This is a genomic window from Nocardiopsis listeri NBRC 13360 (assembly GCF_001570765.1).
In the GTDB taxonomy this organism is placed as follows: Bacteria; Actinomycetota; Actinomycetes; order Streptosporangiales; family Streptosporangiaceae; genus Nocardiopsis; species Nocardiopsis listeri.
The window spans coordinates 50264-70061 of the sequence record NZ_BCSH01000039.1 but is presented as its reverse complement, the minus strand read 5'-3'; the positions used below and the strand labels follow the sequence as shown (position 1 = coordinate 70061).

Below are 19798 nucleotides of genomic sequence, written 5' to 3'. Positions count from 1 at the left end.
CCCACCCGGGTACGGATCGACCCCGGAGTACCGGTCGCGGTGTGGCTTCGGGACCTCCAGGAGGGCCAGGCACGGGCCCGCGCCCACGATCACCTGCCCCTCAACAGGATCCAGGCGGGGGTGGAGCTGCCGGGAGACACCCAGCTCTTCGACAGCATGGTCGTGTTCGAGAACTACCCCGTGCAGGAGCGTTCGGCGACCGGAGACGGCCCGACGGCCGAGTTGGTCGCCGCCAACGAGGCGACCAACTACCCGCTGGCGCTCAGCGCCTACGCCTCCGACGAGATCCGCCTGCTGCTCGGGTACGAACCCGACTGCTTCGACACCGCCACCATCCAGGTCCTGCTCGATGACCTGGTGCGGATCCTGGTCTCCCTCGTCGAGGACCCGGACCGGCCCCTGGGACGGGTCGCATCCGCGAACCCCGGACGGGCTCTCGGGTTCAGCGTGGGGGACGACCCGGACCCCCGCGAGGGGACCGTCACCGGGCTGTTCCTGGACCGGGTCGCCGCCCATCCGGACGCGCTCGCGGTCACCGGCTCCGGTGGGCGGTGGACCTACGCCGAGCTCGACGCCGAGGCCGACGAGCTCGCCGCGCACCTGTGTGCGCTCGGGGCGGGACCGGAATCAAGGGTCCTCCTGCTGATGCCGCGTTCTCCGCGCGTGGTCGTCGCCATGCTCGCGGTCCTCAAGGCGGGGGCCGCCTACGTCCCCCTCCACGACACGGTCCCGGCCGATCGGGTCGGGCGGATGGCGCGGGGCGTCGGGGCGGACATCGCGATCGCAGACCCCGCCATGATGGACCGTTGCGAGGATCTGGGGTCCGTCGTTCGTTACGGTCCGGACGGTTTGAGCGCACCGGAACGCCGCCCCGTGGAGTCGGTGCCGGCCCCGCGCTCGGCGGCCTACGCCATGTTCACCTCGGGTTCCACCGGGGAACCCAAGGGCGTGGTGGTCGACCATCGCGACATCGTCGCTCTCAGCGCCGACCACCGGTGGACCGAGGGACATGAACGGGTCCTGTTCCACTCGCCGCACGCCTTCGACGCCGCCACCTACGAGGTGTGGGTGCCGCTCCTCAACGGTGGGACCATCGTGGTGGCCGAGCAAGCGGTGTCCGTGCCGGTGCTCAGGGAGGCGGTCACCGAACACGGTGTGACCGCGATCTTCCTGACCACGGCCCTGTTCAACCTGTTCGCGAACCAGGATCCCACCTGCTTCGAGCGGTTGACGGAACTGTGGACCGGTGGTGAGGCGGCGGACCCGGCCTCCTTCGCCCGGGTACTGGAGGCCTGCCCGGACACCAGGCTCGTCCACGTGTACGGGCCCACCGAGACGACCACGTTCGCCACCTGCGGACCAGTCGACCTCGAAGAAGCACGTGCGGGGCTGTGCCCGATCGGCCGACCCATGGACGGCACCGGAACCTACGTCCTCGACGGAGCGCTGCGACCGGTGCCCCCGGGCGCCGTCGGAGAGCTCTACCTGTCCGGGGACGGTGTGGCACGAGGTTACGATCGCCGGCCCGACCTGACCGCCGAGCGGTTCATCGCCGACCCCTTCTCCCACGGCGGGCGGCTCTACCGGACCGGTGACCTCGTGCGCTGGACCCGGGACGGCCGTATCGTCTTCGTCGGCCGGGTGGACGGGCAGGTCAAACTGCGCGGCTACCGGATCGAACTCGGCGAGATCGAGGGCGCCCTGCTCCAGATGGACGGTGTGGCTCAGGCGGTCGCGGTAGTGGTCGAGGCTCCTTCCGGTGGGCGGCGGTTGGTCGCCTTCGTCACCGGCACCGCGGACGGTCCCGGTCTTCGGGAGCACCTGGAACGGAGACTGCCCGCCTACATGGTGCCGTCGGTGCTCACCGTGCTTCCGGAACTGCCGTTGAACCAGAACGGCAAGGTCGATCGCAAACGACTGCCCGAGCCCGACTGGCGGGGCGCCACGGCGCCGACCCATGTCGCTCCGCAGACCCCGACGGAGGAGGCGGTCGCCGACGTCTGGCTCAACACGCTCCGCCTCGAACGGGTGGGGCGTGACGACAACTTCTTCGAGATCGGTGGCGACTCGGTTCGCAGCCTTCAGGTCGTTCGCGAGATCGAGGGTCTGCTGGACATCAACGTTCCCGCGCAACTCCTCTTCGACCACCAGACGTTGCGAGCCTACGCGGAGGCCGTTGAGGAGGTTCTCCTGGAACAACTCTGATCCCCAAGGCCCGCTTGAGTCGGGTCCGGCGCATCCGAGTAGGCCACCTGTCGCCGGACCCGGTACCATGCGGGTGGACACAAGAGGCAGTGCGCCTCGGTGGCCGGCCGACGTAGCTCAATTGGCAGAGCAATCGCCTTGTAAGCGATAGGTTAGGGGTTCAAGTCCCCTCGTCGGCTCTGATCTTCCTCTGGCCCGGTCCTTCCCGACCGGGCCAGAGTCGTTTCCGAGACCACCCCGCCCCCCACGCACCGAAGCGAAGCGGGTCAGGGTTCGATGTCGGTGCGGATACCCGCGGTTTCACATCCCAGGCCGCCCCAGCCGATCATCACGCCGTCGGCGATGGGGACGAGAGTGCCGCAGTAGTCGGACAACGCCTCTCGCTGGAGGCGGTGGGAGCGTCCTGTCTCGGGGTGCCAGAGGCTGAACTCTCCGGGGCCGGTCGACAGGAGCCCCAGCCCTTCGACGGTGTCCATCTCGCCCGCCATCAAGGGGTGGGTGAGCGACCAGACCGAAGGGCGGAAGGCGGAGTGCTCCAACTCGTCCAGCAGTTCAGGGCGGTCGTCCGGACCGATCTCATACAGACCCACGCCCTCCTGGTCCCGCAACGCGAGGAGGGCTTCGTCGTCGAAGGAGGGGGCCAACCCGACGAAGACGTGATCCGGAGCGACCTCCGAGAGTTCGGGCGATTCCCGGAACGTCGTGGATTCATCGGTCGGGCCGAACGACGCCAGGGACACACCTGTGGGAGAAGCTCCGACCGCCACCACTCTTCCGTTCGCGAACGTCAGGTCGTACACGGTCAACGCCTCGTCCGCGCTTTCGAAGGGGATGGTGTGCCAGGTGTCCTCTTGGACCGAGTACACGAGGAAGACGTCCTCGTTTCGCGCGCTGTTCCCACCTGTGAAGACGACGTGCTCTTCGGCGGCCACCCCACGGGCCGAGGCCCTGCCCCGTGGTGCCTGTGCGATCGGTTCCCAGGAGTCGCTCTCGGGATCGTAGAGAGCCCCGTCCCGGGCCAGGTGTCCGTCGGGGCCCCCGGAGTGAGTGGGGGCGAACCCTCCCCAGACCAGCATCTGTTCTCCGACCATGACGGTGCTGTGGCGCGTTCGGGGCTCCAGTTCGCTCTCGGGGAGGAGACGCCAGGAGTCGGTCCTGGGGGAGTAGGCGGCACCGTCGGGGAATGGTTCTCGCTGGTTCGAGCCATGACCTCCCCAGACCAGGACCTCCTCGCCCGACCAGACGAGGCCGTGGCCCTGCCGTCGGTCGATCGGGGACGGCGGAAGAGCGCTCACGGAAACCTCCAGGTCCGCCGGTTCTTCGAGGGGGCCACAGGAGGTGGTCGTGAGTAGCAGAGCCGGCAGTGACGCCATCGACGCGAGCACGCGCTTCATCCGACCATTCTTTCCGGGGGGAGTGTCGAGCGTGCGCAGTCTAGGGCGTCGACAGTGGGGTTGCGCGCGTGCGCAAAGGGCAGACTGAGCGGACCGAGTACCCGGCCGGGAGAGCGGACCAGTGACAGCGAACCCGAATCCTGAGCAGTGGCGGGACCGGATGGTGGAGGCCCTGCGCCGACCCGGAGTGGTGGGAGGGGAGTTCCTTTTCCCCCGGATCGAACAGGCGTTGCGTGAGGTACCGCGCCATCTCTTCATCCCCGAGGCCGATCTGGAACAGGCCTACGACCCCTTCAGCCCGGTCATGACCAAGCGCGACGAAGAGCAGGGCTTCGTCAGTTCGGTCTCCGCGCCGCAGATCCAGGCGATGATGCTCGGCCAAGCCGAGCTGCGGCCTGGGCAGCGTGTTCTGGAGGTCGGGTCGGGTGGCTACAACGCGGCGCTGATCGCCGAGGTGGTCGGGCCCGATGGGGAGGTCACCACCGTCGACATCGACCCGGACATCACCGCTCGTGCCCGAAGGCTGTTGGACGCCAACGGTCATGAGCGGGTTCGGGTGGTCACCGCTGACGCCGCGCACGGGGTGGAGGAAGATGCCCCCTATGACGCCATCATCGTCACCGCCGGGGCTTGGGACATCCCGCCCGCCTGGGTCGAGCAGTTGGTCGAGGGCGGTCGGTTGGTGGTTCCGTTCCGGGTTCATGGCCTGACCCGATCGATCGGGTTCGTCGAACACGACGGGGTCCTGCGTTCGACCTCGTCGCTGATCTGTGGGTTCTTGCCCATGCAGGGAGCGGATAGCCACGCGGAGACCCTGTTCCGGCTCGGGGGGACGGAGGAGGTCGTCCTGCGTTTCGAGGAGGGGGCTCCCGAGGATCCGCACCTGTTGGACGACGTCGTGCGCACTCCCAGGGTGGATCGGTGGACGGGGGTGACGGTGGCTCTCCGGGAGCCGATCGACACCCTGCAGTCGTACCTGGCCACCACCCTGCCGGGCTTTTGCGTCATGACGGTCGACCCCGCGCTGGACACCGGGTCGGTGACGCCGAACAACCCCCGCTTCTCCATGGCCGCGGTCGAGGGCGGTGACTTCGCCTATCTGGTCACGCGACGGGTTCCGGGGGCCGCGTCGGTCGAGTACGGGGTGCACGCCTTCGGACCGACCGCGATGGAGTTCGCGGAACGGGTGGGGCTACTGGTTCGTGAGTGGGATCGGGACCAGCGTGGTGGGCCGGGGCCTGAAATCCGGGTGTATCCGATCTCCGTCCCGGTCGATCGGTCATCGGAGGACCGGGTGGTCACCAAGCGGCACACCCACGTCACGTTCTCCTGGCCGACTTCCTGAACGAGGGGCCCGAATCACTCGTTCGAGACGTCGCCGGGATGTCGGTCGAACGAGATACCGGTCGATGGTGGTAGTCGTGTGGTGCCCATGACACTGGAGAGGCGCGTACATGACGGAACCGCAGGCCATCGACCGACGAACCCTGTTGCGAGCGGGTGGGGTGTTGGGCGCGGCCGGTGCCCTGGGCGGCGCGGGCGCTCCCGCCTACGGCACCACCCGGCCGGACCACTGGTTGCGTCCGGGGGACGAGGGCTACGCCGAAGCGGTGGCCGGCTTCAACACCACGGTGACGCGAGGGCCGGAAGCGGTGGTCCTGGCCCGGGACGCGCGGGACGTGCAGAAGGCCGTGCGGTACGCGGGGCGTCATGGCCTACCGGTGTGCGTGATGGCGACCGGACACCAGGCATCGGTGTCCTTCGAGGGTGGTGTCCTGGTTTCGACCGCGGCGATGAGCGGGATTCAGGTGGACGAGAGGTCTGCGTCGGTGCGGGTCGGACCCGGAGCCCAGTGGGGCCCCATCGCGGAGGCCACCGCCCCGCACGGTCTGGCGGGGCTCGCCGGTTCATCGGTGAGCGTCGGGGCCGTCGGCTACACGCTCGGTGGCGGGCTGAGCCCCACGTTCGGCCGGTTGCACGGCTACGCCTCTGATCACGTGTCGCGGCTGGAGATCGTGACCGCCGACGGTGAGTTGCGGGTGGCGACGCCGGAGCGCGAGCAGGACCTGTTCTGGGCCGTCCGGGGCGGGAAGGGCAACTTCGGGATCGTCACGTCGCTCGACTTCGGGCTCTTCGATGTTCGGACGCTCTACGCCGGCGCGATCCTGTACCCGGCCGAGGCGGCGGCCGACGTGCTGCCGGCCTGGCGTGACTGGGCGGCGGAGGTTCCGGAGAGCGTGACGACCTCGGCGGCGTTCGTACGGATTCCGCCGGAGGCACCGCTACCGGAGCAGGTGCGCGGCCGACTCGTGGTGAGCGTGCGGGTGTCGTTCGTGGGCGAGGCGACGGAAGGCGCCAGGATCGTGGAGCCGCTTCGCGGCGTCGCCCCCGTGCTGCTGGACGGCGTCGAAGAGATGCCGTTCACCGACTGGGGGCGGATCCACAGTGACCCGGAGGGGCCGATCCCGGCCTATGAGCGGACCGGTCTCCTGGGTGGGTTGCCGGACCGGGCCATCGAGACGATGATCGCCCTGGCCGGAGCCGGGTCGGATTCGCCGATGGCCTTGGTGGAGGTGCGGCAACTCGGGGGTGCCCTGGGGCGGGAACCCGAAGTGCCCAGCGCGGTGGGGCATCGCGACGCCGCCTTCACGTTCTTCACCATCGGGGTCGCGCCGCCCGAGCGTGAGGAGGAGGTGCGCGCCTACGCGGACCTGCTCATCGGGGCGATGGAACCGTGGAGCACCGGCGGTGCCTACGTCAACTTCCTGTCCGGCGACGAGGCGGATCCGGCCGACGTCCGGCGTGCGTACGACCCCCAGGCGTACGAACGTCTGGTGTCGGTGAAGTCGGAGGTCGATGGCCAGAACATGTTCCGGCTCACGCACAACATCCCCCCGCGCTGAGGGAGTGTCCGGTCGGTTTTGAGATACCCGGTCGTGCTAGTGCCGAAGAGTGCTCAGTAGACCGGACCACTCGGTAGGACCGAAGGTGAGATGGCCTCGTTCGCGGTTCTTGGTGTCGCGGATCAGAACGTTTCGGCTCTCGGAAACCTCGACACAGTTGCCTTGAGCTCCTGTGTACGAGGAGACGTGCCACGTCAATGAGGCAGGGTCTTCAAAGGACTTCATGTCACCATCCAAGTGATTGCTTTTAGTCGCTGATCCGCTGGATCGCGGCCTTGATGAGACTCTCTGTTTCAGTGCTCGGGGCCGCGTCCTTCCACAGGCTGTCGAACATCTTCCTGTGCATAGAGACTTCCTCTTCGGCTTCTAAGTAGATGGCGCCAGCGGAGTATTCGATGTAGGCAAGGGCGTAATCCTTGCCGACAACTGAGTAGTCGAGGAGGACGAAGGACCCATAACTGGCCGCGTGAGCGCCGGAGGTGAAGGGGAGCACCCGGATATCGATGTTCTCGTACCGGCTCAAATCGATCAGGTAGGCGAGTTGTGCCCGGTGCCCTTCGGGACCTCCGACTTGTCGGTGGAGAGCTGCTTCGTTGATGACCGCATCGAAACCAGCTGGGCTCTCCCCGGTGAGCTTCTCTTGTCGGCGCTGTCGGAAGTTGACCGACTCCAGGATCAGTTCCTCGGAGTCGTGTACCTGCACGCCCTTCTCGATGATGGCGCGCGAGTACTCGGGGGTCTGGAGGATGCCGGGGATCCACTCGGGTTCGTAGGTGCGGATTCGGTGCGCCGCTGTCTCGACGCCGACGAACAGGCTGAACCAGTCGGGCAGGGCTGACTTGTAGCGCTGCCACCAGCCCGGTTGCTTGGCCGCGTACGCCAAGTCCGCGAACGACTCGACCAAGTCCACTGATACGCCGTAGTGCGACATGAGGAGGCGCGCGTCCCCTGGGGAGATGGTGGTCTCTCCGCGTTCCACACGCGACAAGGTGGCTTTGCTGAACCCGGCGACCGCAGCGGCTTCGGCGGAGGAACGCTTGCCGCGTGCCTCCTTCAGGAAGTTGGCCAGGCCGAGCCTGGCGACCATCGGGCTGCCTACCGACACCGAGTTCCGCCTCTCCGTAAGGACTTGGGTCCGCAGCCTTCAGTGTCTCTCACGGATGGAACCATCTACAACTTTCTGCAACTCTCTTCATGAGATTTTCAGAAAGAGCATTGCAGTGAGTTCAGTCTCAGGGCATCATCGAATCTAGCAGGGAGTGACGAAGTGGCTACCAAAGCCGCTGGAGCCTGCTGTGTCTGGCTGTGGGTGGACGTTGCCCGCAGGGGTCTGCTTCGACTGTGGGAGGTAGTGATGGGTGCTGTTCGGATACCGGGACCGCGGCGGCCTGATGGTGGTGGGGTGGGCTGGCCGTCCGCGCGCTGGTCCTACTTCGGCGGAACGCTCTCCGACGTGCGCCGTCTGCGTGACTGGTGCGGGAGTGAGCCGGGTCTACAGAACCACTGCGGGGACTGGGTGCGGCTCGTGGCCAGCGAACTCGCCACCAACGCAGTCCTGCACACCGCGACCGGTGAGAAGTACGGACGGATGGGCGCGTCGATCGAGGTCTGCGATGGCCGGGCGGTCCTCTGTGTGCTCGACCAAGGGGCCAAGGCCGGCGTTCCCGCGTCGGTACCGCAGGTAGGGCGGCAAGGGCCGGGTGACCTGTGTGCCGGCGGCCGGGGCCTGTGGCTGGTGGACCGGATCGCGGAGCACTGGTGGTGGGAGGGACAACACGGCTTCCCGCTGGAGGTGTGGGCGACCATCCCACTGGACCGGGACCCGGCCGCGTAACCGACCCCCAAGAAAAACGAACACCCCGGCACGGTGTGCGACCACCGCGCCGGGGCTGATCAACCACCTGAACCAACCAGGAGGATGACTGTGCAGCACCCTATCGGCCGACACCACCGGCGGTGCCGGAGTCTCACCGAACACCTGTGGGCGGTCTTCGCCCTCACGTTGGCGGCGGCGCTGGCCTACGTGTTCATCCCGAAGAAGCGCGTCCAGGCGGCGATCGCTCCCGCCCCGAAAAGGGCCGAGCTTCCTACCCCGGAGCCTGGCCCGCTGGACGAGGAAGACGACCACCGGCACCCCGACGAATACGCCGGCGCACTGGTCCGCCCGTACCTGCCCTCTCTCGCCCCTCTGATCCCCCGACCTCGTATCCCGGTGGGGGACCTACTGGCCGAACCCGAACCGGCACCCGCCGACGACCTCACGGACCTGGCGGAAGTCATCCGCACCTACCTGCGGGTCTGCGGCTGACCCGGTCACAAACCAGTGCGGCGGGACAGCAAGATCAGGGCCAGAGGCCGGGTGACAACAGCCTGGTCGTCTCGATGGGTGGCAGCCCGTCATCCAGTTCGCGCAATCGCCGGTAGAGGTGGCGCATCTCCGCTTTGCCCGGGACGTACTGTTTCCGCGCGGCACGCTCCAAGACGGTCAGCGTGCCGGCCAGGGCGATCGATCCCAATGGACGTCCACTGCGGCGGAGCCGTTCGAGGCGATTGATCTCGGAAGTGGCGATTCGCGCGCCCTCTCCGTCGTCGATGAGGATGGTCACTTGTAGGCCTGCTTCGGCAGCGACGACCGCGTGCGCGATGACCATGACCTCGCCCAGGTCCTTTGGGCGCCCCAGCCGTTCGGCCATGGGTTGATGGGTGATGCGCTGGACGACGGCTGCGAGTTCGGGGGTCTGGTCGTCGGACAGGATCTGAACCCAGTTGGGAGTCAGCTTGCGCCAGACACCGGCGGCGGCACGGAAGCGTTCGTCTTGTCGAGACTTGTCGAACACTTCGCTCTGCACTGTCTCCGGGGCGCTGAGCCTGCCCAGGACACGGATGAGGAGACGTTCCTGATTGATGGAAAGGAAATTCAGACCCGGGCCGGCGTCGATGATCGGCCGGTGGCTCATTCGTCCTCACCCGGTGCCGTGCCAGAGGTGTCGGGATCGAACCCGGGCGCGTCGAGAACCGCGTCCAAGGCCGCGAGGTCGATCTCGGGGTCCGGTAGATCAGTGGGATCGGCCCACGTGGCCATCCGTTCCTTGGGGACCACGCCCGCTTCCCGCAGCTCTGCTTCGGCCTCTCGTCGGCTGATGCCACGAAGCGTGGCGATCGCCTGTACGGACAGCACTCCTTCGGCGTAAGCGCTGATGGCTCGGGCGAGGAGTCGTTGCGGTGCCCTACTGCGGTCGGACTCGTCTTGCAGGGCACGGTACTGGTCGCTCCACCCGAATCTGGTGGCCAGCCGTGGTGTGGTGAGTGTCAGCCACGTCCGTTTGGTGCGGTCGTCGATGTACCCCGCCTGGCACAGCGCGATCGCGGCCATCGATGGCGAGACCAGGAAGCGCTGAACGACTTCGGAGAGCACGGACTGGGTCAGGGATCCCTGCTCTCCGAGGAATTCACGCAGGCCCTCGTCCGGGATCAGTAGATGACGGGCGAAGGCGTCGGCCCGAATCTCCTCAGGAGAGCGGTGGGACCAGGTACTGGTCGAAGCGTCGGTCATGTCCTGGAAGAGGGCGTGGCCGAGTTCGTGTGCGAGGGTGCTGCGTTGCCGCATCGGACGGCGGGTGCGTGCGACCCCGATGAACACGGATCCGCGCTGGGGGTCCCTCATCATCAGACCGTGTTGGTCTTGGCCGGCTTCGAGCACGGCCACGTCGATCCCCGTGGCCTGCTCGATGATCGCCACAAGGTCACCCAGCGGCTGTACTCCCAGGTGTTGTTCCTCGCGGAACCGTTCGGCGAGAGCACGACCCTCGGCTTCGGTACTCATATCTTCCTTGGCCCCGTTTCAGACCGTGGCGGGGATGGCCTGGTCGTCCAGGTAGGCGTCCAGTTCCAGGTAGCCCGTCAACGCCTGACGCATATCGCCCATGTCGGAACCGTTGGTGGCCCGGGCCGCGCACTGCACACGTTCGGCCACCAACCCGGTTCCGGTGAGTTGGGCGACCGTATGCCCGGTTTCCCAGGCGATCGCCACGAGTTCCGGCATCTTCGCCGCCCGATCCCCGGAAATGATTCGAGACAGGGTGGACTGTGAGATGCCGGTGGCGTCGGCCAAGGCGCGTTGGCTCAGGGCCGCGGCCGTACGGGCGCGTTCGATCCGTGCGCCGGTGCTCACCGTCGTCATCGTCACCATCCCCGGGTTGAATCACTTTCCTCCGACTTGATTCAAGTGTAGTCGTGAGCTCTGCGCGGCGCCACGGTGTGAGAGAGAAGAGGGGCTTGTCCCCCGGGAGAGCCACAGGCAGGTGTCCACCACAAGGTGACGACTGGAAACCGCCGAATCCGTAGCGTTCTCCTCAGTCGCGAAGTTCCGCGCTCTCTCGACCCCCACACCCCTTCCTGGAGAACGTCATGTTCCGCACCATCCGGACCGCCACCGTCACCGCCCTGATCGCCACCGTGGGCGTCGGGCTCACCGGATGCGGAGTCCTCTCCGACGTGGAGGACGGCCTGCGGGAAGCGGAAGGCGACCTGGAGACCGCCGCCGAGGAGATCGCGAACGACGGCGAACTCTTCACCGGAGCGAAGACGCTCGACGTGAACGGTGCGTCGGTGAACCTCTCCTGCTCCGGTGATCCGGCCGTCGACGGCCCGGTCATCCTCCTCATGGCCGGGATGGGCGACGGCCTCGACACCATGGCCGACCTCCAGGAGACCCTGAGCGAACAGGACCGCGTCTGCTCCTACGACCGTCTCGGCGAGGGTGAGAGCGACCAGCCGGAAGGCCCGCAGAGCGTCGCCGACAGCGGCGAGATCCTGTCGGCGGTCCTCGACGACGTCTCCGACGGCCCGGTCGTCCTGGCCGGTCACTCGCTGGGTGGCCTGATCGCCGCCCGCTACGCCCCCGACGACACCGAGCGCGTCAAGGGCCTGGTCCTGATGGACGCCACCTCACCGACGATGCTCGACGACATCACCGAGGTGATCCCCGAATCCGCGACGGGCGACGGCGCCGAGGTGCGCGCGCAGAACATCGCCATGTTCGAGGGCGAGAACCCGGAGATGATCACCATCGAGAGCGACCCGCAGGTCCGCTCGGCCGGTGACATCCCGACGGAGGTCATCCAGCACGGCGTCCCGTACCTGGGTGAGATCCCCGAGTACGGCGACGAGCTGGAGCGCGTGTGGAGCGAGGGCCAGGAGAAGTGGCTGGCGATCTCCGGCGCCAGTGAGCCGAGCACCGCCGAGGAGGCCGGCCACTACATCCACGTCGACCAGCCCGAGATCGCCGTCGAGGCCATCCAACGAGTGGTGGGTCAGGTCGCCGAGTAGGGGCGAGGACCGGACGCGGGGCTCAGCGCAGGGCGGCCTTCGGTGGCTTCTCGCGCAGTGCCCCATAAGCCAACAGGTACGGCGGAATCCGCCTGGCCCACGGCACCTGCTCGACCACCCGCAACGGCAACGGCGGGGTCTGGCGCCCCAGATCGATACGCCCCTCCAACGCGGGCAGGATCGCGCGGCGGTGGGCCAGGCGCTGGAGGTTCTGGGTCAGCACCGTGACGGGCATCCGGCGCCGCTGCACGGCGGCCACGTCGGTCAGGGCCACCCGTCCACGGCGGAGCGGGCCCTCCAGGTAGCGGGCGGCGGCCACCGCGTCCTGCACGGCGAGGTTGATACCGATCCCTCCGACGGGCGACATCGCGTGCGCCGCGTCCCCGATGCACAACAGACCCGGGGTGTGCCACCGCCGCATCCGGTCGACCCGGACGTCCAACAGCTTCACGTCGTCCCACTCGGCCACCAGCCGGCGCCCCTCGAACCAGGGAAACTGCCGCACCAAAGCCTCGTTGAACTCCTCCAGCGACCGTTCCCGGTTCCGCGCGTCGGCGCCCTTGGGGATGATCGCCGCGGCCTGGTAGTAGTCCCCGCGATCGATCAGGATGCTGAACCTGCCGTCACCGATGCGCCCGATCCCGCCCTCGGGGTCCTCGGAAGCACGGGGCAGTCGGAACCACTGCACGTCCATCGGCGCGGAGAAGTCCCGCAGTTCCAGCCGGGACAGCTCACGGGCCAGGGAATCGCGGCCGTCGCAGGCCACCGTGATCAGTGCCCGGACCTCGCCGGTCTCCCCGTCCCGTGTCCGGTACCGGACCCCGTTGATCCGGCCGCCCTCCTCGATGAAGGAGGTCGCCTCGGTGTTCATCCGCAGAGTGAAGCCGGGCTCCTCGGAGGAGGAAGCGACGAGCAGGTCCAACAGGTCCCACTGGGGGACCATCGCGATGTAGTTGTAGTCGCTGCGCATCGGGGTGAAGTCCGCGAGGGTCACCATCCGCCCGTCCGGCCCGGTGGGCAATCGGACCTGGTCCACGTGGCGTTGGGGCAGTCGCGCGAACCGTTCGGCCAGGCCGAGGTCGTCCAGCAACTCCATGGTGGAGGGGTGCACGGTGTCGCCGCGAAAGTCCCGTAGGAAGTCTCCGTGCTTCTCCAACACGGTGACCTCGACACCGCAGCGGGCGAGGAGCAGACCGAGGACGATGCCGGCCGGGCCGCCCCCGACCACACAACACGTCGTTCTGGACACGTGACCACCTCTGTGACGGGTCGGGTGCCCTCAACCTACAGAGCGCGCGAACCCCTGTACAGGAAGGGAACCGGGATCGTGTTGCATGGAATCCGGCCGTCCCCGTCCGTTCGAGGAGAAGTGCGCATGCGCTGGACCGTCCACTCGGAGAAACCGCTCTACACCGACCGTTGGCTCGACATCCGTGTGGCGGACGTGGAGGTCGGCGAGGGCAGGAGGTTGGAACACCGGCTCATCCGTTCGGCGCCCGGGGCGGGGGCCGTCGTGCTGGACGGGCGGGGGAACGCGCTGCTGCTGTGGCGCCACCGCTTCATCACCGACACCTGGGGATACGAGATCCCCATGGGTGCGGTGGATGAGGGGGAGACCCCGGTGGAGGCCGCGGCGCGGGAGGTGGAGGAGGAGACCGGTTGGCGACCCGGGCCGCTGCGGCCACTGCTGTACACCCAACCGTCGGCGGGCATCTCCGACAGCGAGCACCACGTGTTCGTCGCCGAGGGGGCCGAACACGTCGGTGAGCCCGTGGAGGACTGGGAGTCCGAACGGGTGGAGTGGGTGCCGGTGGAGCGGGTCCCCGAGCTGGTGCGGGACCGGAGGGTGGTCGGCGGCAGCACCATGAACGCGCTCCTGTACGTGTACGCGACGGGGTGACCCGCGAAAACCGGTGGTATCCGGTTCGGTTCCTTCCAGCGTGACGACAGGGGTTACCACCGCTTCCCCGAGGGTTCACCGAGAATTCCCCTGATGTACTCCCTACGTGCGAGCAAACCCACGCGTTAGTGGGCCGGTGTCGCGAGGGTCCGGAGTGGGCGCAAGATCGACAAAAAGGGCCTATTGGTACCGGGTTCGGGGGGTTCGAGGGGTTCGGGAGAAGAAGTTTCAGGAACTTCCAGCACATGCGGGAACGGGTCGGAAACGCTGTGAACTGTGCGAACGCCGGGGGTCTCTAGGTAAGTGAGGGACCGAACCCTCTCCTATTGGGTCGTTTCGCTTCCCGAGCGCTCCGGTTGATGGCAAAATGACCAGCTGAGGGAGCCTCCCGGCCGGATTCGTCCATGGACCGCCGTGCCCGCGGTCTTCCTCTCGAACCCCGCTGACATCGACATGGGTCGGCCCTCGCGGCGAGTCCGCACACCCACGGCGGATCTCCCATCGCGAAGACCTCCTGGAATCCCCCGCAGGCCGTGTACGACGGCTGAACCACGAACCTTCTTCACCCGCATCCCCGGACCAACTCTCCGTGTCCTTCGACGTCCCTTCCCCGGCCCGTTCTCGAAGTGAATCGACCAAGGCATGCTGCTGACAGACACAGCGGTTCCAGTGGAGTCCGCCCCCACACAGATCTGGCTGTGGGTACTGGCGGCGAGCACGATCGTGCTCCTGGCCGCGATGGTTTACACGACCCTGCGACTGCGGGAGGCCCGGCGAAGCGCGACCGAATCGGCGCGCCGTGACGCCGGGCTGATCGAAGAGGCCCGGGCCGCGGCGACCCGCGCCGAGGCCCGGGCCGACCGACTCCAGTCGGCGCTGGCCCAACGCGACCGCACCGCCCGCACCGTGACCGAAGACCTGTTCCCCCAGGTGACGCGGCGAATCCGAGAAGGAGCCTCGGCCGACACCGTCCTCTCCGAGGTCGACTCAGCGGACGGCCCCGACCCCGCCACCCGTCCACTGGTGGAGGCGGTCACCCGTTCGCTCTGGCGCGGACACCAACAGCGCCGAAGACTCCTCAGCGTGGTCAAGGGCTGTGCCGACCGCGCCCGCGCCGGTGTCGCGCAGCTGCGCGCCGACGTGCAACAACGCAGCGCACCCTATTGGAAGTCCCTCGACTCCACCGGGGCCGGTGAGCGCATCCGTGAGGACTTCATGGTCATGGAGGCCGGTCTCTCCCGCCTGGAGATGCTCATCCAGCGCCTGCTCACCGTGGCCGAGGCCGACCGGATCGGCCGCAACTGGACCCAGCCCCTGCGCGTCGAACGACTGGTCCGCGCGGCGGTCGGCAGTGTCCCCGACTACGCCCGCGTGCAGATGAACATGCCCACCACCCCGGTGGTGGTCGAGGGTCGCGCGGTCAACTCGATCATCCAGATCATGGCCGAACTGATCGACAACGCCACTTCCTTCTCCGCGCCCTCCGAGGCCGTCGTGGTGCATTTCGAGAACACCGCCATGCGGCTCGGCGTGCACATCGACGACAGCGGTCTGGCCATGACCGAGGAACAGCTGGCCGAGGTACGTCGTCGCCTCGACCCGAAACGACCCCCGGACATCTCCGAGCTCTCCGCCAACCAGTTGGGTCTGCTGGTGGTCCGTCGGGCCGCCGACCCGCTGGGCATTCGGGTCGACATCTCCCCATCGCCCCGAGGCGGAACCCGTGCGACCGTGTGGATCCCGCGCAACGGGCTCCTGCGCACCGACGACGCGGCCGTGGCCGTGGTCCCTCCGGCTCCCCCGGTGTCCTCCTCCGTCCCCAGGGGAGGCACGAGCGTCCCGCCGGTGCCGATCCAGACCTCCCCGGAGCCGGTCGCGGACTCCGCCGCCACCGAGCCGCTCTCCACCCTCCCGGCCCGTGGCTCCCGAACCCCGGTCGAGCCTTCCGTCGAGCCCTCTTCAGAACCTTCCGCCGAACGTCCCCGGCAACTTCCCCGGCGGCGTCGCGGAGCCACCCTCCCCGACGAGACGGCCGCCCCCAAGACCGTCGAGCCACCCCGGGACCGGGTGGCGACCAGTCTTCGGATCGCCCAGTGGCACGCCCACACACGGCCGACACCGAACCCTGCCGCAGAGAATCGTGAGGACTCCTGATGCTGACCAACCTGACCTGGCTCATGGACAAGCTGCGCGAGCTTCCCGGAGTGCGTCACGTGCTCCTGCTGTCCACCGACGGTCTGGTCCGTTCGGCCGACAGCACTTTGGGCAGAGACGAGGCCGATGGCCTGGCCGCCTCCGCCTGTGGGCTTTTGGCCACGGGTGGTCAGGTCAACTCGGTGTTCGGCATCACCGACCCGGTCCGCACCGTCGCGGTGGATCTGGACCCCCACCACCTGCTGGTGATGGGGGCCGGTTCGGGGTCGGCACTGGCCGTGCTCACCGACCTGACGAGTCCCTCCTCCGACCTGGGCGTGGTCGCCACGGAGATGGGCCGACTGGTCGAGCGTCTGCCGGAGCAGCTCGCCACTCCGAGCAGGCACGCCGGCGAGGCGGGCCTGTCGTGATGGATCCCGACGTTCCCGATGGCCTGTTCATGGTGGTCGGTGGGCGCAGCGGTACCACTTTGAGGCTGGATCCCTTCGCGCTGGTGGTCACCGAACGCTCCGACACGGCCGGGCTGTCCCTCGAACAGATCGACATCGTGCGGATATGCGACCGGCCGATCGCCCCCGCCGAGCTCGGTGCGCGCCTGGGGATCCCGTTGGGCGCGGTCACCATCCTGCTGGCCGACCTCGTCGACCGCGGACACATCGTGATCCGTTCCGCCGGTGGAGCCGCAGACCGGTCCGCTTCGGCGTTCGCCTCCCCGGCCGACGACCGTCAACTCTTGGAGAAACTGCGTGTTGGGCTCATCAACCTCCCCCTATGAACCCCTGGCGCCGTCCGCCGCGATCTCGATGAAGATCCTCGTCACCGGCGGTTTCGGGGTGGGGAAGACCACGATGGTGGGCGCGATCAGCGAGATCAAGCCGCTGACCACCGAAGCCGAGATGACCCAGGCCGGAGCCGGTGTGGACGAGGGCCTGGAACTGCGCCCGGACAAGACGACCACCACGGTCGCCTTCGACTTCGGTCGGATCAGCATCGACGACCAGATCGTGCTGTACCTGTTCGGCGCCCCCGGACAGAAGCGGTTCCACGCGCTCTGGGAACGGCTCTGCCAGGGTGCGGTGGGCGCGATCGTGCTCGTCGACACCCGTGACGTGGAGGGTTCGTTCGCCGCGCTCGACCGGGTCGAACGAGCGGGTCTGCCCTACCTGGTGGTCCACAACCCCTTTGGGGACGAGGCCCGGGAGTGGAGTCTGGAGGAGATTCGGACCAGCCTGGACATCGACCCGGGTACGCCGTTGCTGCGCTGCGACGCCCGCGACCCCCAGCAGGTTCGCACGGCCCTCGCCGAACTGGTCGTGCACCGTCAGCAGATCCTGGAACAGGAGCCGGCCCGATGACCGAAGCGAACACCGAGACCGCACACCCGCGCCTGCCGCCGCTTCCGGAGACGCACCGGAACGCGTTGAGCCTGCTCGATGAGCGCTACCAGCGGGACTCGCCCGGACTGTTCGCCGAGATGCGTCGGCGCCACGGACCAGTGGTCCCCGTCCTGATGGCCTGGGACGTGCCGGCCTGGCTGGTGGTCGGTTACTCGGAGCTGCTCCAGGTGACCTCCGACTCCGATCTTTTCGCCCGGTCCTACACCCGGTGGAACCTGGGGGAGTACCTGCCCCCCGAATGGCCGATGTGGCCGCTGGTCGGTGGCGGTTTCGCCACGAAGTCGATGCTCTACACCGAAGGTGAGGAGCATCGGCGTCGTTCGGCGGTGCTGAGCGACGGGTTCGCCCGCATCGATCAGTGGGAGTTCGAGGAGTTCTGCCGCAGGTCCTCGCAACGCCTGATCGAGGAGTTCGCCCAGGAGGGCGAGGCCGAGCTGATCCTCGCCTACGCGCAACGGTTGCCGGTCATGGCCTTGGGGTGGGCGGTCGGCGCCCCGGAGGAGTACCACGATGACCTGGTCACCGGTTTCCTCCAGCTCATGGGGGCGGTCGGCGGAGACCCCAACGAGGGGATGCGCAAGGTTCAGGCCGTCACCGACGAACTGGCCGACCGCGCCATGCGCGAACCCGGCCCCCACATCGCCGCACACCTGGCGCACAGCGGATTGGGGCTGACCAGGGAACAGCTCAGCGCGGACATCTTCGTGTCCATCATCGCCGGTCACCAGACCAGTGCGAACTGGATCGGCAACACCATCAGGCTGATGTTGACCGACCAGACGCACACCAACGCGCTCACGCGTGGTCGTCGCTCGGTGACCGACGCCGCCCGTGACGTCCTCAAGGACGACAGCCCCACCCAGATCTTCGCCGGGCGTTGGGCGGTTCGTACGACCCAATTGGCGGGTACGACCATCCAGAGCGGTGATCTGGTGCTGCTCGGCCTGGCCGCCACCCACCAGGATCCGCTGTTCCGTCCGCCCGGCCAGGAACGCCACCACAGCCGGGCCTACCTGTCCTTCTCACATGGCCCCCACGGCTGCCCGCACGCGGCCCGAACCCTGTCCGAGATCATCACGGTCACCGGCATCGAAACCCTTCTCACCCACCTCCCCGACCTGCATCTGGCCATCCCCGCCGACCAGTTGCGCTGGCAGCCCCAGGTCCTGATCCGGGCCCTGGAATCGCTGCCGGTCCGTTTCACCCCGCCTGTCACCTCAGCTGATCCCCTAGGAGACTCTCTGTGGCTCTGAGCCTGTCCAGACCGGTCCACCAGCTCGATCCCCTCAGCCTCGACCTGCACGAAGACGCCGTGAAGATGCGCGAGCACGGCCCCATCGTGCCGATCGCACTTCCCGGCGGCGTCCCCATGTGGGGCGTCGCCGGTGACGAAGCCGGGCGCAACCTCCTCAAGGACAACGTCCGCTTCACCAAGGACCCCGGGCACTGGAGGGCCCTCACCGAGGGGGAGATCCCCGATGACTGGCCGCTGATCAGCATCGCGGCGCCCTCCGGTCACTCGGTCGTGAACACCGACGGCGCCGACCACCGGAAGCTGCGTCGTCCCCTGGCGCAGGCGTTGACGGCACGCCGGGTCGAGGCGTTGACCCCCCTGGTCACCTCCCTGGTGGAGCGCCTCGTGGGTGAGCTGGAGAAGGCGGCGGACGAGGCCGAGGACGGGGTGGTCGACTTCCGGAAGCGGTTCGCCTGGCCGCTGCCGATGGGTGTGATCGGTTACCTGCTCGGAGTGGACGAGGCCGACCACGACGAACTGGGTCGGCTGTACAACGCCCTGTTCGACGACACCGCCAGTGAGGGGCGAAGCGCCGAGCTGAGCCTGCACTCCTGGCTGGACGCCCACGTGGCCAAGCTCGAACGCGAGCCCGGCGACGACCTGGTCAGCGCCATGTTGGCGCTGCCGGAGGAGGACCGTCTTCCCCGCCAGGACCTGGTCGTGACCCTGTACGTGGTGCTGGCGGCCGGTCACGAGACCACCACCCACCTGCTCCTCAACGCCGTGCGCGCGCTCAGTGCCCGCCCCGAGCAGCTCCGTCTCCTGCTCTCGGGCGAGGTGCCCTGGGAGAACGCGGTGGAGGAGATCATGCGCTGGGACTCGCCCACCGCTAACTTCTTCACCCGCTTCGCCACCGAGGACGTGGACGGGACGGACGTCCACCCGGCCGCGGAGGGCGTGAGGATCGCCAAGGGCGACCCGGTGTTCGTCTCCTACATCTCGATGGGACGTGACCCCGAACGCTTCGGCCCCACCGCCGGTGAGTTCGACATCCAGCGTGAGGACGCGGCCCACACCAACTTCGGGTACGGCGCGCACTTCTGCATCGGTGCGCCTTTGGCCCGTATGGAGGCGCGGATCGCCCTGGAGGCCCTCTTCGCCCGCTGGCCCGAGCTTTCGGTGGTCGGTGACGTGCCGCGCTCACCCACGATCGTGGTCAACTCGCACACCCACCTGAACGTGCGTCTGAAGTAGGGCCGGTCCGGCGGGGCCGCCGGTTCGTC

20 protein-coding genes and 1 tRNA gene are annotated in these 19798 nt (G+C 68.0%); 14 read left to right on the top strand and 7 right to left on the bottom strand.

Annotated elements, in window-relative coordinates:
• Both NLI01S_RS13185 and NLI01S_RS13180 read left to right on the top strand, forming a co-directional pair.
• Window positions 1–2205, top strand: a 2205-nt coding sequence (locus NLI01S_RS13185; protein ID WP_157091025.1) for a non-ribosomal peptide synthetase, incomplete at its 5' end; no start/stop codon positions are given.
• 106 nt (window positions 2206–2311) lie between these two features.
• A tRNA-Thr gene (locus tag NLI01S_RS13180) sits at window positions 2312–2384 on the top strand.
• Window positions 2385–2471: 87 nt separating this feature from the next.
• Here the strand turns inward: NLI01S_RS13180 and NLI01S_RS13175 are convergent.
• On the bottom strand, window positions 2472–3599 hold the full coding sequence (locus NLI01S_RS13175; protein ID WP_067604133.1) for a Kelch repeat-containing protein: 1128 nt from the start codon (window positions 3597–3599) through the stop codon (window positions 2472–2474).
• A gap of 121 nt (window positions 3600–3720) precedes the next feature.
• Between NLI01S_RS13175 and fxlM the strand changes: the two genes are divergently transcribed.
• Both fxlM and NLI01S_RS13165 read left to right on the top strand, forming a co-directional pair.
• A complete protein-coding gene (gene fxlM, locus NLI01S_RS13170) occupies window positions 3721–4944 on the top strand; it encodes a methyltransferase, FxLD system (RefSeq protein ID WP_223809227.1) in 1224 nt (407 codons plus the stop codon).
• Window positions 4945–5053: 109 nt separating this feature from the next.
• Window positions 5054–6502: an FAD-binding oxidoreductase gene (locus NLI01S_RS13165; RefSeq protein ID WP_190318459.1), complete on the top strand. Its 1449-nt coding sequence runs from the start codon at window positions 5054–5056 to the stop codon at window positions 6500–6502.
• Window positions 6503–6538: 36 nt separating this feature from the next.
• On the opposite strand, the gene NLI01S_RS25265 is transcribed toward NLI01S_RS13165, so the two are convergent.
• Both NLI01S_RS25265 and NLI01S_RS13160 read right to left on the bottom strand, forming a co-directional pair.
• Window positions 6539–6727: a DUF397 domain-containing protein gene (locus NLI01S_RS25265; protein ID WP_084392559.1), complete on the bottom strand. Its 189-nt coding sequence runs from the start codon at window positions 6725–6727 to the stop codon at window positions 6539–6541.
• A gap of 22 nt (window positions 6728–6749) precedes the next feature.
• A complete protein-coding gene (locus NLI01S_RS13160; RefSeq protein WP_067604129.1) occupies window positions 6750–7589 on the bottom strand; it encodes a helix-turn-helix domain-containing protein in 840 nt (279 codons plus the stop codon).
• Window positions 7590–7904: 315 nt separating this feature from the next.
• Between NLI01S_RS13160 and NLI01S_RS13155 the strand changes: the two genes are divergently transcribed.
• Together NLI01S_RS13155 and NLI01S_RS26035 are read left to right on the top strand one after the other, a co-directional pair.
• Window positions 7905–8336: an ATP-binding protein gene (locus tag NLI01S_RS13155; protein ID WP_223809226.1), complete on the top strand. Its 432-nt coding sequence runs from the start codon at window positions 7905–7907 to the stop codon at window positions 8334–8336.
• A gap of 90 nt (window positions 8337–8426) precedes the next feature.
• Window positions 8427–8810, top strand: coding sequence for a hypothetical protein (locus NLI01S_RS26035; RefSeq protein WP_067604127.1), 384 nt, complete (start codon window positions 8427–8429; stop codon window positions 8808–8810).
• Between the two features lie 34 nt (window positions 8811–8844).
• Here the strand turns inward: NLI01S_RS26035 and NLI01S_RS13145 are convergent, their stop codons facing one another.
• The 3 genes from NLI01S_RS13145 to NLI01S_RS13135 are packed head-to-tail and all read right to left on the bottom strand — an operon-like array spanning window position 8845 to window position 10682.
• Window positions 8845–9459: a hypothetical protein gene (locus NLI01S_RS13145; RefSeq protein ID WP_067604125.1), complete on the bottom strand. Its 615-nt coding sequence runs from the start codon at window positions 9457–9459 to the stop codon at window positions 8845–8847.
• Window positions 9456–10325, bottom strand: a complete 870-nt coding sequence (locus tag NLI01S_RS13140; RefSeq protein WP_067604123.1) for an ImmA/IrrE family metallo-endopeptidase — start codon at window positions 10323–10325, stop codon at window positions 9456–9458. Before NLI01S_RS13140 ends, NLI01S_RS13145 begins: the two co-directional genes overlap by 4 nt.
• 18 nt (window positions 10326–10343) lie before the next feature.
• Entirely contained in the window at window positions 10344–10682 is a 339-nt protein-coding gene (locus tag NLI01S_RS13135; protein ID WP_067604152.1) for a helix-turn-helix domain-containing protein, read from the bottom strand.
• A gap of 227 nt (window positions 10683–10909) precedes the next feature.
• On the opposite strand from NLI01S_RS13135, the gene NLI01S_RS13130 reads away from it, so the two are divergent.
• On the top strand, window positions 10910–11830 hold the full coding sequence (locus NLI01S_RS13130; protein ID WP_067604121.1) for an alpha/beta fold hydrolase: 921 nt from the start codon (window positions 10910–10912) through the stop codon (window positions 11828–11830).
• Between the two features lie 22 nt (window positions 11831–11852).
• Here the strand turns inward: NLI01S_RS13130 and NLI01S_RS13125 are convergent, their stop codons facing one another.
• Window positions 11853–13079, bottom strand: coding sequence for an FAD-dependent oxidoreductase (locus NLI01S_RS13125; protein ID WP_067604119.1), 1227 nt, complete (start codon window positions 13077–13079; stop codon window positions 11853–11855).
• 126 nt (window positions 13080–13205) lie between these two features.
• Here NLI01S_RS13125 and NLI01S_RS13120 point away from each other — a divergent pair, with 126 nt between their 5' ends.
• The 7 genes from NLI01S_RS13120 to NLI01S_RS13090 all read left to right on the top strand — a co-directional run bounded on the left by NLI01S_RS13120 (window position 13206) and on the right by NLI01S_RS13090 (window position 19769).
• Entirely contained in the window at window positions 13206–13730 is a 525-nt protein-coding gene (locus NLI01S_RS13120) for an NUDIX domain-containing protein (RefSeq protein WP_067604117.1), read from the top strand.
• A 642-nt stretch (window positions 13731–14372) separates the two neighbouring features.
• A complete protein-coding gene (locus NLI01S_RS13115) occupies window positions 14373–15884 on the top strand; it encodes a sensor histidine kinase (protein ID WP_190318457.1) in 1512 nt (503 codons plus the stop codon).
• Window positions 15884–16294: a roadblock/LC7 domain-containing protein gene (locus NLI01S_RS13110; RefSeq protein WP_067604113.1), complete on the top strand. Its 411-nt coding sequence runs from the start codon at window positions 15884–15886 to the stop codon at window positions 16292–16294. Before NLI01S_RS13115 ends, NLI01S_RS13110 begins: the two co-directional genes overlap by 1 nt.
• Window positions 16294–16659: a DUF742 domain-containing protein gene (locus tag NLI01S_RS13105; protein WP_223809225.1), complete on the top strand. Its 366-nt coding sequence runs from the start codon at window positions 16294–16296 to the stop codon at window positions 16657–16659. The genes NLI01S_RS13110 and NLI01S_RS13105 overlap by 1 nt, the downstream gene beginning before the upstream one ends.
• Entirely contained in the window at window positions 16631–17239 is a 609-nt protein-coding gene (locus NLI01S_RS13100; protein WP_067604109.1) for a GTP-binding protein, read from the top strand. The genes NLI01S_RS13105 and NLI01S_RS13100 overlap by 29 nt, the downstream gene beginning before the upstream one ends.
• Window positions 17236–18534, top strand: coding sequence for a cytochrome P450 (locus NLI01S_RS13095; protein WP_067604106.1), 1299 nt, complete (start codon window positions 17236–17238; stop codon window positions 18532–18534). Before NLI01S_RS13100 ends, NLI01S_RS13095 begins: the two co-directional genes overlap by 4 nt.
• Window positions 18525–19769, top strand: coding sequence for a cytochrome P450 (locus tag NLI01S_RS13090; protein WP_067604104.1), 1245 nt, complete (start codon window positions 18525–18527; stop codon window positions 19767–19769). Before NLI01S_RS13095 ends, NLI01S_RS13090 begins: the two co-directional genes overlap by 10 nt.
• Window positions 19770–19798 lie beyond the last annotated feature (29 nt).

Excerpts from the sequence above, each read along its gene's own strand:
- NLI01S_RS13175 (WP_067604133.1), bottom strand. The coding sequence starts at position 3,599 with ATGAAGCGCGTGCTCGCGTCGATGGCGTCACTGCCGGCTCTGCTACTC.
- NLI01S_RS13165 (WP_190318459.1), top strand. The coding sequence starts at position 5,054 with ATGACGGAACCGCAGGCCATCGACCGACGAACCCTGTTGCGAGCGGGT.
- NLI01S_RS25265 (WP_084392559.1), bottom strand. The coding sequence starts at position 6,727 with ATGAAGTCCTTTGAAGACCCTGCCTCATTGACGTGGCACGTCTCCTCG.
- NLI01S_RS13160 (WP_067604129.1), bottom strand. The coding sequence starts at position 7,589 with ATGGTCGCCAGGCTCGGCCTGGCCAACTTCCTGAAGGAGGCACGCGGC.
- NLI01S_RS13145 (WP_067604125.1), bottom strand. The coding sequence starts at position 9,459 with ATGAGCCACCGGCCGATCATCGACGCCGGCCCGGGTCTGAATTTCCTT.
- NLI01S_RS13140 (WP_067604123.1), bottom strand. The coding sequence starts at position 10,325 with ATGAGTACCGAAGCCGAGGGTCGTGCTCTCGCCGAACGGTTCCGCGAG.
- NLI01S_RS13135 (WP_067604152.1), bottom strand. The coding sequence starts at position 10,682 with ATGACGACGGTGAGCACCGGCGCACGGATCGAACGCGCCCGTACGGCC.
- NLI01S_RS13130 (WP_067604121.1), top strand. The coding sequence starts at position 10,910 with ATGTTCCGCACCATCCGGACCGCCACCGTCACCGCCCTGATCGCCACC.
- NLI01S_RS13120 (WP_067604117.1), top strand. The coding sequence starts at position 13,206 with ATGCGCTGGACCGTCCACTCGGAGAAACCGCTCTACACCGACCGTTGG.
- NLI01S_RS13115 (WP_190318457.1), top strand. The coding sequence starts at position 14,373 with ATGCTGCTGACAGACACAGCGGTTCCAGTGGAGTCCGCCCCCACACAG.
- NLI01S_RS13110 (WP_067604113.1), top strand. The coding sequence starts at position 15,884 with ATGCTGACCAACCTGACCTGGCTCATGGACAAGCTGCGCGAGCTTCCC.
- NLI01S_RS13105 (WP_223809225.1), top strand. The coding sequence starts at position 16,294 with ATGGATCCCGACGTTCCCGATGGCCTGTTCATGGTGGTCGGTGGGCGC.
- NLI01S_RS13095 (WP_067604106.1), top strand. The coding sequence starts at position 17,236 with ATGACCGAAGCGAACACCGAGACCGCACACCCGCGCCTGCCGCCGCTT.